The 10,877-nt window shown below is 69.7% G+C and carries 9 protein-coding genes; 2 read left to right on the top strand and 7 right to left on the bottom strand.

The features are described 5' to 3' along the window. Positions 1 to 75: 75 nt before the first annotated feature. The 7 genes from AC6JA9_RS21945 to AC6JA9_RS21915 form a co-directional block, all read right to left on the bottom strand. Entirely contained in the window at positions 76 to 1,467 is a 1,392-nt protein-coding gene (locus AC6JA9_RS21945; protein ID WP_223748560.1) for an MATE family efflux transporter, read from the bottom strand. 156 nt (positions 1,468 to 1,623) lie between these two features. Next, a complete protein-coding gene (locus AC6JA9_RS21940) occupies positions 1,624 to 2,463 on the bottom strand; it encodes a DedA family protein (protein ID WP_223783312.1) in 840 nt (279 codons plus the stop codon). A gap of 16 nt (positions 2,464 to 2,479) precedes the next feature. Then, on the bottom strand, positions 2,480 to 3,499 hold the full coding sequence (locus AC6JA9_RS21935) for a hypothetical protein (RefSeq protein WP_497957774.1): 1,020 nt from the start codon (positions 3,497 to 3,499) through the stop codon (positions 2,480 to 2,482). A 28-nt stretch (positions 3,500 to 3,527) separates the two neighbouring features. Continuing rightward, positions 3,528 to 3,998, bottom strand: a complete 471-nt coding sequence (locus AC6JA9_RS21930) for a cyclic nucleotide-binding domain-containing protein (protein ID WP_141330461.1) — start codon at positions 3,996 to 3,998, stop codon at positions 3,528 to 3,530. Positions 3,999 to 4,037: 39 nt separating this feature from the next. Next, positions 4,038 to 4,553 carry a gamma carbonic anhydrase family protein gene (locus tag AC6JA9_RS21925; protein ID WP_046713821.1) on the bottom strand — a complete coding sequence of 172 codons (516 nt, stop codon included), beginning with the start codon at positions 4,551 to 4,553 and terminating at the stop codon, positions 4,038 to 4,040. 3 nt (positions 4,554 to 4,556) lie between these two features. Beyond that, positions 4,557 to 5,945 (bottom strand): tRNA (N6-isopentenyl adenosine(37)-C2)-methylthiotransferase MiaB, encoded by a 1,389-nt coding sequence (gene miaB / locus AC6JA9_RS21920; RefSeq protein WP_426746364.1) that lies wholly within the window; start codon positions 5,943 to 5,945, stop codon positions 4,557 to 4,559. Positions 5,946 to 6,018: 73 nt separating this feature from the next. Further along, positions 6,019 to 6,546 (bottom strand): hypothetical protein, encoded by a 528-nt coding sequence (locus AC6JA9_RS21915; RefSeq protein ID WP_223783310.1) that lies wholly within the window; start codon positions 6,544 to 6,546, stop codon positions 6,019 to 6,021. A 220-nt stretch (positions 6,547 to 6,766) separates the two neighbouring features. On the opposite strand from AC6JA9_RS21915, the gene AC6JA9_RS21910 reads away from it, so the two are divergent. Continuing rightward, complete coding sequence (locus AC6JA9_RS21910) at positions 6,767 to 9,784, top strand: HYR domain-containing protein (RefSeq protein WP_497957773.1); 3,018 nt, start codon at positions 6,767 to 6,769, stop codon at positions 9,782 to 9,784. A gap of 103 nt (positions 9,785 to 9,887) precedes the next feature. After that, positions 9,888 to 10,850: a bifunctional helix-turn-helix transcriptional regulator/GNAT family N-acetyltransferase gene (locus AC6JA9_RS21905; protein ID WP_223783308.1), complete on the top strand. Its 963-nt coding sequence runs from the start codon at positions 9,888 to 9,890 to the stop codon at positions 10,848 to 10,850. Positions 10,851 to 10,877 lie beyond the last annotated feature (27 nt).

Here is a 10,877-nt window from a genome sequence, read left to right as displayed (position 1 = left end):
GCGGCGGCTTCACCCAGGTGGCTGCTGTCCTCGAACCTCGAAGGTCCGAGGCGGCAGCCACCCGAGGAACAAGGCCTACGCCGCCACGACGACGGGGGCTTCCGCCACCGGGGCCAGGGGCTCGACCAGGGACTTCTGCTCCCAGATGCGAGACCGCCAGCGGACCCACATGGAGATGCCTCGGACCCACTCATCCGCGGCGACCGCCAGCCACACGCCCGCGAGCCCCAGGTGGAGCTTGAAGACGAGCACGTAGCCCAGCGGCAGGCTCATGCAGACCATCGACAGGAAGCCCATGTACACGGTGAACGGCGCGTCCCCCGCCGAGCGCAGCGCGTTCACCAGCACCAGGTTGAACGAGCGCCCCGTCTCCAGGAGCAAGCCGATCACGATGACCTGCGTGGTGAGCCGGACGATGTCGCCATCATGGGTGAACATGCCCACCAGCGGCACGCGGACCAGGATGACGGCCACGTCCACGAGGAAGGTGATGGCCACCGCCCACTTCAGGCTCTGGAGCACCCGCCGGTATGCGTCGTCCGCGCGGCGCGCGCCCACCAGCCGTCCCACGATGATGGCCGTGCCCATGCCGACGGCCAGGCTGAACAGGAACACGTACTGGGAGATGGCGTTCGCGTACTGCCGGGAGGCCAGCGCCGTCGAGCCCAGGAACGTCACGTAGTACAGGAACACCGCCTGGCAGCACTGGTACGTGCCCTGCTCGACGGCGGAGGGCACGCCCACGCGGAGGATCTTCCGCACCATGTCCGAGGTGAACCGGACGAAGTCGCGCGCCTTCATCCGCACGTCCATCACCCGGTACAAGAGCCACACGAACACCACGAGCGCCAGCGCGCGGCTCACCACCGTGGAGATGGCCGCGCCCGCGACCTCGAGCCGGGGCAGCCCCAGCAGTCCGAAGATGAGCAGCGCGTTGCCGCCCACGTGCAGCGCGTTCATCCCCATCGCGATGAACATGGACTCACGCGTGAAGCCGTACGTGCGGATGAGCGCGGAGCACACGTTGATGAGCGCCTGGAGGAAGATGAACCCTCCGGCGATGCCCATGTACGTGCGGGCCTGCGCCAGCACCACGCCCTCCAGGTTCATCCGCGCCAGCAGCGCGTCTCCGCCCAGCAGCAGCCCCGCGCTCACCGTCACGCCGAGCAGCAGGTTCAACGTGATTCCCACCGCGGCGATGCGCGCCGCCTCCTCGGAGCGCCGCGCGCCCAGGTACTGGGACACGACGACGGAGGCGCCGTTGCTCATCACCTCCATGATGAGCAGACAGATGAACAGGAACTGATTGACGACCCCCACCGCGGAGACGGCGTCGTCGGACACACCGCTGAGCATCAGCGTGTCCGCCGTTCCCATCATCATGAAGAGGAGGAGCTCCAGGAGTATCGGCCACGTGAGCCGGAACAACCCCATCCTGGCGGGGTCCTGCGCAGTCGAGAGTGACATGGTTCGCCGCGATGAACGCGGGCTGGGACTAACAGGCGCCGCAATGCGTCGCCAGCCACATCGTGCTCGCCTGCCGCGCGTCACAAGAGCCTCGCGGCTCCTGTGAGCTCAAACCACCTCGCCTCGCTCGCGATGGTCGCGCGAGCGGCGCGGGCCTCAGTGCTTCATCAACTCGCGCGACGGGTCCACCGAGACGGTCACCTTCTCCGGCGACGACGTGGAGGCGACCTTGAAGAGCGGGTCGGAGCCGCTGCCCTTCACGGTGTTGCGGGGCCCGGACGTGGGCGCCGCGGGCTCGTCGTTGGACACGGGCGACGACGTCACCGCGGTGTTGCCCTGCGCCTGCGCGGCGGCCAGCCGCTTGTTCCGGCTGCGGCGCCACAGGAAGAAGCCCACCGCGGCGACGGCGAGCACACCCATGACGGTGTACTGGCCCTCCTTGAACTTGCTGATGAGCATGTCCAGCTCGCCACCGAAGTGGAACCCGAGCCAGATGAACACCGGCGCGGACAGCAGCGCGGCCAGGCCGTCCCAGAAGATGAAGCGCCAGTAGGACATGCCCACCGAGCCCGCGGTGAAGTACGTCACCGCGCGCACGCCCGGCATGAAGCGGGCGATGCAGACGATCTTCTGCCCGTGGCGCTCGAAGAGCCCCTCCACGCGCGCGCGCTTCTCCGGCGTGACGATGCGCGCGAAGAACCCTCCGCCGCCCTTCGGCGCCTCCTGGGTGGCCCCGGTGCCCCGCCCCAGCCTCCCGCCCAGCCTGCGGCCGGCGAAGAAGATGAGGCTGTCGCCCACCAGGATGCCCATGAAGCCGACCACCATCATCACCGGCAGGCTCGCCGCGCCCTTGTGGGCCAGGAAGCCGCCCAGGATGAGCGAGATGTCTTCAGGCAGCGGCACGCCCAGGCCACAGGCCACGAGGATGCCGAAGACCATGGCGTAGGCAATGAAGCCCTGGGAGTCGCCAAGCAGGGTGGTGAGGAAATCAAGCACGCGTTGTCCCGTCCGTTCACTTCCGAGGGGCCTGCTGGGGCACCGCCCGAGCCAGCCCATCCAGCGCCCACGCATCAACCGGGCGCGCCTCCTCAAAACTCCGCGACAGGGTCTTCAACCCGAAATACCCGTCGCGCCCGGCCGCTTCGTAGGCCCCGGCCGGAGCCCCCGTGGCCGTCAGGGCCAGCGCCCGACTCAGGAGCGCCACCCCGTACTCGTCGACCGTCCCCTCACCCGCCCCCCGGGCCCGGGCGTCCTTCAGCGCCGCCGCCCCGCCCGCCCAGCGAGCACCCAGGCGGCCGGACAGCCGTGAGCTCAGTACCCCACGCGCCAGCTCCCGCACCACCGGCTCGGCGTCAGGCGTGCGCGTGACAGGTCCCACCACAACCACCCACCCCTGCCCCGTGTCCACCGGTCGCACGCTTCCCTCGGCCTCGAGCAGATTAACCACCACCCGAGGTGCGGGCCCGCCTTCCGGCAGGCCCAGAAGTCGCGTGGCCTGTTGGACGGGGGCATCCAGCAGCGGGAGCCAGGCGCGCTGCTCGAAGCGGAAGTCCGGCAGCGTCTCCGCGCGCAGCGCCGTCACCGGCCACTCCTGCTCGGCGCGGGCCAGCAGCTCCTCCAACCCCGTGAGGCTCGCGGCGCGGCCTGGAGCCTTCGCTCCTCCCAGGACGCGCGCCAGGTAGACCTCCACCGGCTCCGGGTGCGCGGCGAAGTACGCGCGGGCCTCGGTGAGCACGGCGTCCGGCGCGGAGGCCAGCACCTGGCGGACCCGGGCGCGGGCGCGGGTGTAGCGGATGACGGGGACGGGGTGGGCCCGCTCGACGGGGCCCGCGTCGTAGCCCGCGCGGTTGAGCAGCGCATAGAGCGTGAAGACGCGGACATCCGCGAGCACCTCCAGGCCACCGGGGGTGTACTGGCTGGCGAACCAGTCCTCCTCCGAGGCGATGGAAACCTGGGCGGCCGACCCCGCGAACGCCGGGGGCGACGCCAGGAGCCCGAGCAGTGGGAGGACGGCCAGGTGGGGGGCTCGCATACGGAGCCCCCAGGCTAGCACGCGCCCTTCAGGCGGCCGGCGCCTTTCCGATGAGGGTGCGAATCATGTCCCGGTTGTCCCGGGCCTTCTGGCCGAAGAAGCCGACGATGCCCATCAGCAGCTTCACGCAGGCCTGGGGCTTGGTGGCCAGCAGCTTCTGGAAGTCCGCCGCGCGAATCTCCAGCGCGGACACGTCCGTGACGGCCGTCGCGGTGCAGAGCCGCTCACCCTTCTGCACCAGGGCCAGCTCGCCCAGGGGTTCTCCCGTGCCCACCTCGCCCAGCGACACGTCCTCGCCGGAGGGGCTCCTGGCGCTCAGCCGCACCGTGCCCTCGCCGACGATGATGAGCGACTCGCCCGTCTTGCCCTCGACGAACAACGCGGTGCCCTTGGGGAAGGCCCGAGGCACGGCCACACCCGCGAAGATCTGGATGCCGGTGTCGGTGAAGCCCTTGAAGAGAGGGCACGCCTTGAGGGTGTTCGCAGGCACGAGAGCCATGGTGCCAGGGTCCTAACACGGGCCGCGCGGGCCGGCGAGTCAACGGCTGGCGCGGTACTCGGAGGCGATGTGGACGTAGTGCTGAGCGGACAACAACAGGAACTCCCGCTCTTCCGGAGTCACCGCGCGCTTCACCTTGCCGGGGGAGCCCACCACGAGCGAGCCGGGGGGAATCTTCGTCCCGGGCGTCAAGAGCGTCCCGGCGCCGATGATGCAGTCGTCCCCCACCTCCACGTCGTCCAGGAGGATGGCGCCCATCCCGACGAGCACGCGGTTGCCCACGGTGCAGCCGTGCAACACCACGTGGTGCCCCACCGTCACGTCGTCACCGACGACGGTGCTGGAGCGGCCGCCGGTGACGTGGATGAGGGACAGGTCCTGGATGTTGGTGCGCTGGCCGATGCGGATGGGGTTCACGTCCCCGCGCATCACGGTGTTGATCCACACCGAGGAGTCCTCGCCCAGGTGCACGTCGCCCACGACCTGGGCGGACTCGTCCACGAAGCAGCTGGGGTGGACGGTGGGGAGCACGCCGCGAAACGGCCTGAGCGCCATGTCTCAGGCCTCCGCGACGACGTGGAACGGCGAGTCGGGACGCGGCACGGGCAGCGGCTCCACGGTGGGCAGCTGCAGCACCGCCACCTGCTTGCCGGCGAGCTGGTTGGGCGTGGAGCGGTCCACCTTCACCGTGACGAACGCGCCCGCGGGGGCGTCGCCGTCGAAGTTGACGGTGCGGTTCTCCGGCGTGCGGCCGAAGCGCTTGGCGGCGTCGTAGCGCGAGTGGCCCTCCACCATGACCTCCACCTCGGTGCCCACGAGGGCGGCGGTGGTCTCCGCGCTGATGCGGCGCTGCAGCTTCTGCAGGCGCTCCAGGCGGGCGATCTTCACCTCGTGCTCCACCGGGCCCCAGTCCTTCTCGCGCAGCGCGGCGCCCGTCTTGGGACGCGGGCTGTAGATGAAGGAGAACTGGTTGTCGAAGCGGACCTGCTCGGTCAGCTTCATCGTCATCTCGAAGTCCTCCTCCGTCTCGCCGGGGAAGCCCACGATGATGTCGGTGGTGACGGCGATGCCGGGCCGCGCGTCGCGCAGCTTCTGCAGCCGCTCCAGGTACTGCTCCACGGTGTAGTCGCGGCGCATCATCTTCAGGATGCGATCACTCCCGCACTGCACGGGCAGGTGGAAGTGCGGAGCGATCTTGGGCTGCGTGCGGAACGCCTCGATGAGCTCGTCCGACAGGTCATGCGGGTGGCTGGTGGTGAAGCGCACGCGCTCGATGCCCGGCACCTCCGCGCAGCGCAGCAGCAGCTGGGCGAAGGACACGCCGCCCAGGTACGAGTTCACGTTCTGCCCGATGAGCGTCACCTCGCGCACGCCCACCTTGGCCAGCCCGTCCACCTCCTGGAGCACGTCCGGGAAGGCGCGGCTCACCTCGCGGCCGCGCGTGTGCGGCACGATGCAGAAGGAGCAGACGTTGTCGCAGCCCTTCATCACCGTGACGAACTCGGTGACCTTGCCGCGGGACGTCTCCGGGTCGGCGCGCGGGAAGACGTACTCCTCGGAGTCGACGAAGGCCGTCTCGACGACGCGCGCGCGCTCCGACTCGACGCGGCCGATGATGTCCGGCAGGCGCGCGATGTTGTCGGGGCCGAAGACGAAGTCCAGGTACGGCACCTTCTTGATGAGGCGGTCCTTCTCCTGCTGGGCCACGCAGCCGCCCACGCCGATGAGCGCGCCGCGGCTGGCCTTCACCGGCTTGTAGCGGCCCAGCGCGGACAGCATCTTGTCCTCGGCCTTCTCGCGGATGGAGCAGGTGTTGAGGATGATGAGGTCGGCGTTCTCCGGCACCGGCGTCGGCTCGTAGGACATCTTCGCCAGCACCTCGCTCATGCGGAGCGAGTCGTTGACGTTCATCTGGCAGCCGAAGGTGTGGATGAAGTAGCGCTTCATGGGATTTCTCTGAGCAAGAACGTGCCCTTATGCGACGGCCGGGCGTGGAAATCAACCGAACCGGGGACGGCGGTCATCCCTGGCTGAAGAGGCCGGTCATCCGGGTGTGCAGGTCCACCAGCCGCGCCTCGTGGGCCTTGAGGAGCGCCAGGGTGTCCTCGCCATAGCGGCGCGCCAGGGCGTCCGTGGCCTGCTCCTGCTTGACCAGCTCCCCGCGGAGGCGGGCCCTCAGCTCGTCCGTCTCGGGGCTCGGGGGGTGGGACTCGAGCTGACGCAGCTTGTCGTCCAGCTTGCGAGCCGTCCACCGGCGGCCTCCGAAGGCGCGCAGCAGGGACACGCCCTGCTCCAGCGTCTTGGCGTCCAGGCCGGAGGCGTCCTGAGCCTGGCGGTGGGCGGTGGCGAGGGCCTGGGCGCTCCGGTCCGAGCCTGCGTGGGAGAGGAAGGACTCCTGGAAGCGCACCAGGGCGTCGAGCAGCGAGGTGTCCACGCGGGGCGTGGCCATGCGGAGGGTCCGGTCATCCGCCGCGGAGAGGTCCGTGCTGTGGACCTCGCGGTTGGGGACGTCCTGGTAGCCGTGGTCGTCGAAGAGAGAGGGGGCCATGGGCGCTCCTGGGGAAATCGCGGGGATGTGTAACAGGGCCTGGTGCGCCACGGTAGGCTCGTGGCGCGCCGGGTCTCGGGTGGGGGCATGTCGGTCGAGGGCCCGTCAGGCAGGTCGGCTCCTCGTCCCTGCTCCTCCCGGCCGACCGGAATCCGGGGGCGGTTGCGTATCAGGCGATATGACTTCTTGGACAGCACCTGTGGTGGGGCGGTGGTGGTGGTTGGGTCTGCTGGGTGCCCTGCCCGCGTGGGCCGAGCCGGTGCGACTGGCGGATGTGTCGACTCCCGGGAGCGTCGTCAACACGGGGCCCATGGGGCTGACGGCGATGGAGGGCTACGCGCTCTTCTTCGGGGAGAACTCGCGCGAGCTCTATCGGACGGATGGGACGCCCGAGGGGACGAAGCTGCTGCGCACGCTCGCGTGGCGGCCCGAGCCGCTCGGCCCCGACAACTTCGGCTGGCAGCCTCCGCCCCGCTTCGCCGTCCTGGGCGCGAGCGCCTGGTGGCGAGGCCCCGAGGGACTGTGGACCACGGACGGCACCCCCGAGGGCACGCGCTTCATGGGGAGCCTGGGGCTCGCCGAGTCGCCGACCACGCCCGTCTCCTTCGGAGGCGCGCTCTACTTCTCGGCGGGCTCGCGGTTGTATCGCTCGGATGGCACCCTCGAGGGCACGCGAGAGTTCGCGGCGTTCGCCATGAAGGACCTCGGCGTGACGCCGGCCGTGGAGGCGGGAGGCCAGCTCTTCTTCGGGTGTGAGTCCGAGACGTCGGGGCTCGAGCTGTGCCGGACGGATGGCACGGCCGCGGGCACGGGTGTGGTCGCGGACCTGGTGCCGGGCTTCGGCAGTGGCGTGCCTCGGCTGCTGGGCGCGGTGGGAGACCGGGTGCTCTTCTCGACGAGCGCGGGAACGGCGACGAGCCCTCGTCGACTCTACGCGAGTGACGGCACGGAGTCGGGCACGGTCCTGCTGCACGCCACCGCGTCGGTCCGGGATGCCGCGGAGGAGACGATCGCGGGCATGGGGCTCGCGCAGTCCCCCACCCTGTTGAACGGCGCGGCGTACTTTCCTTGCGCGAGCGAGGCGACGGGCGAGGAGCTCTGTCGAACCGAGGGCACGGCGGAGAGCACGACGATCCTGGACCTGAATCCAGGCACGGGCGCCACGTCGCCGCGCAAGCCGGCCGTACTCGGTGGGAGGCTCATCTTCCAGGCGTGCGCGTCACTGGGCGTGGGCAACGGTCAGGAGTGTCGGCTCCATGCGAGTGACGGCACGGTGGGCGGCAGCGAGGTTGTCTGGGGGGCGAAGCCCTTCGCGGGAATCGGGATGCGTGCCGGATTGAGCGCGGTGGGCAACCACCTCGTCTTCTACGGTCATCAGGGAGGGGGCTCGAGCTCGCTGTGGGCGACGGATGGCACGCAGGATGGAACGAGGCTGTTGCTGCAGCTCTCGCCCGTCGAGCAGTTCGTCATCGCGGACCTGCGACGGGACGCGGTCGTCTTCGGGGGCAAGCTGCTCTTCCCCGCGAGCGATGGACTGCGTGGGTTGGAGCTGCACTTCACGGATGGCACGCAGCAGGGCACGAACATCGTGGCGGACCCCACCCCGAGGCGGGGTACGGGTCGGGTCCTGGACATGGCGGCGCTCGACGAGCGGCTCTATGTGACATCGCACCTGGGGGCGGGCCAGCGACTGATTCGGCTCGACGGCACGACGATGGCCAAGAACCTCCACTTCGCGACGAACAGCCTCAACGATTGGATCCAGCTGGCGCCCTTCCAGGGCCAGGCGTTGCTCTCCACGGCGTCGGGCCTGTGGGCCACGGATGACAGCGCCTCGGGCATCCACCACGTGACGGGGGATGTCTCCTCGGCCCGCATCATCCCCGGCGGGGACAAGGCCTTCCTCACGGTGGGAGGCCAGCTCTGGCGCACGGACGCCACACAGTCGGGGACCTGGCGCATCTCGGATGCCCCTGAGGGCGTGTCCGAGCCGGCGTACGTCCAGGGGAGTCTCTGGTTCAGCGGCAAGACGGAGGATGGTCGCCTGGAGCCCTGGACGACGACGGGAGAGCTCGGCCTGACGCGCAAGCTCAAGGACATCCACGTCGTCACCAGCGACGGGGGCTCGGCTCCACGCGAGTTCACGGGGCTGGGCGCGCTGACGTTCTTCTCCGCGAGGGACCAGGCCGGCCGCGAGCTGTGGAAGTCCGACGGCACCACGAGCGGCACGGTGCGCGTGGCGGACCTCCGTCCGGGGGAGGCCGGTGCGTCACCCGAGCAGCTCTTCGCGTGGAAGGGCCACCTCTACTTCTGGGCGACGGCGACGGAAGGTGTCACGACGCTGTGGAAGACGGATGGGACGGAGGCGGGCACGGTGTCGCTGCGCGCGGCGACGTTGCGGCGTGCTGCCACGGCATATGGATTGGACGACGCGAACTTCGTGGCGTGGGGCGACCACCTGTTCTTCAGCGGCGCGGACGCGGAAGGTGGCCGCGAGCTGTGGCGCACGGATGGGACGGAGGAAGGCACGGTGCGCGTCGCGGACCTGATGCCCGGAGTCGACTCGTCACATCCGAACGCGTTGCTCCTGGCGTCGCCCGAGGGTCCGCTGGTGTTCGCGGCGCTCGGTCCCACGACGGGGCGCGAGCTGTGGCGGCTGGATTCGCCCACGGGGGCGCCGACCCTGCTCGCGGAGATGATTCCGGGGGCGAGAGGCTCGAACCCGAGCCGCCTCACGATGGTGGGCTCGACGCTCTACTTCCAGGCGGATTACGGGCAGGGCATGACGGTCTACAAGCTGGCGGGCCTCATCGCGGACACCTTCCCGCCGAGGGTCAGCTGTCCGCCCAACCAGTCCGTGCAGGCGACGAGCACTCGAGGCGCCGAGGTCCGCTTCGAGGACGCCACGGCCTACGACGACTCGGGTGAAGTGCTCACGCTCGACGCAAGCCACGCCTCCGGAGCGACGTTCCCAGTGGGCACCACGGAGGTGACGTTCACGGCCAAGGACCTCGCGAGCAACGAGGGCACGTGCTCCTTCTCGGTGACGGTGACGGGGACCTCCCAGCCCGACGCGGGCCCGTCCACGCCGGATGCGGGAGGTCCTCCGCCCACGCAGCCGCCGGGCGAGGACAGCGGCTGTGGCTGCCAGAGCGGTGCCTCTTCCCTTCCCTGGGCGATGGCGCTGTTCGCGCTGCTCGGCCTGTCGCGGCGTCGCCCTCGCGTGATGCCCAGGTAGGCATTTGTCGCAGGCCCGGCCTTCCGAGCCGCGCTGAAAGCCGCCTTGCAATCCGTTGGATATATAGCTAGCTATATATCGCGCTATGGATTGGAGGTTCGGCATGGAAGTCGATTTCCTCGCGGGGCTCGGAGTGGGTTTCCTGGGCAGTCGTCTCAAGCGGTTGGCGGAGCGGATGCAGGCCGACGCTGGGGAGGTGGCCCGTTCGTTGGACCTGCCGGTGATGCCCGCGCAGATGTCGTTGTTGATGACGCTGCGGCTGCACGGGCCGATGACGGTGGGCGAGGTGGCGGAGCGTCTGGGGGTGGCGCAGCCGACGGTGACGCGGGCGCTCGGGTCGCTGGAGGAGTTCATCGAGACGCGGCGCTCGCCGGACGATCAGCGCGCGAAGGTGCTGGCGCTGACGGAGAAAGGCGAGGCGCTGCTGGTCCGGGTGCAGACGCAGCTGCTGGCGCGCATCGAGCCCGCAGCGGCCCAGCTGGTCGAGGGCCTGTCGGGGGACTTCATGCAGGGCCTGGCGAAGGTGGAGGCGCGGCTGGCCGAGTCCTCGATGCTGAAGCGGATTGAGGCCGCGGGCCCGCCGGCGATGTGGGTGCGAGACTTCTCCGATGACCAGGCGGAGGCCTTCCACCGCATCAACGCCGAGTGGATCCAGGAGATGTTCAAGCTCGAGGAGAACGACATCGCGCTGCTGTCGAAGCCGCGCGAGTTGATCCTCGACAAGGGCGGCGTGGTGCTGTTCGCGGAGACGCCGCAGTTGGGGGTGGTCGGCACCTGCGCGCTGATGGTGTCGAAGGACGGCTGGGTGGAGCTGACGAAGATGGGCGTGCTGAAGAGCGCGCGCGGTCTGAAGGTCGGTGAGTTCCTGCTCGCGAAGACGCTGGAGCGGGCGTCCAGCCTGGGCATGGACAAGATCTACCTGCTGACGAACAAGAAGTGCGGCCCGGCCATCCACCTGTACGAGAAGCTGGGCTTCGTGCACGACGCGGAAATCATGCAGCGGTTCGGCGCACGCTACGCGCGCTGCGACGTGGCGATGTCGTATCAGCCGAGGAGCCGCTCGTGAGTCCCCTGCCCGGCCATTCAGGCGGCA

It is taken from the genome of Myxococcus sp. MH1, from assembly GCF_059738865.1.
This window is presented reverse-complemented; position numbering and strand designations above follow the sequence as displayed.

Bases quoted from the DNA above. Each gene is read 5' to 3' on its own strand.
- AC6JA9_RS21935 (WP_497957774.1), bottom strand. From the start codon at position 3,499: ATGCGAGCCCCCCACCTGGCCGTCCTCCCACTGCTCGGGCTCCTGGCG.
- AC6JA9_RS21905 (WP_223783308.1), top strand. From the start codon at position 9,888: ATGGAAGTCGATTTCCTCGCGGGGCTCGGAGTGGGTTTCCTGGGCAGT.
- AC6JA9_RS21925 (WP_046713821.1), bottom strand. From the start codon at position 4,553: ATGGCGCTCAGGCCGTTTCGCGGCGTGCTCCCCACCGTCCACCCCAGC.
- AC6JA9_RS21945 (WP_223748560.1), bottom strand. From the start codon at position 1,467: ATGTCACTCTCGACTGCGCAGGACCCCGCCAGGATGGGGTTGTTCCGG.
- AC6JA9_RS21915 (WP_223783310.1), bottom strand. From the start codon at position 6,546: ATGGCCCCCTCTCTCTTCGACGACCACGGCTACCAGGACGTCCCCAAC.
- miaB (WP_426746364.1), bottom strand. From the start codon at position 5,945: ATGAAGCGCTACTTCATCCACACCTTCGGCTGCCAGATGAACGTCAAC.
- AC6JA9_RS21930 (WP_141330461.1), bottom strand. From the start codon at position 3,998: ATGGCTCTCGTGCCTGCGAACACCCTCAAGGCGTGCCCTCTCTTCAAG.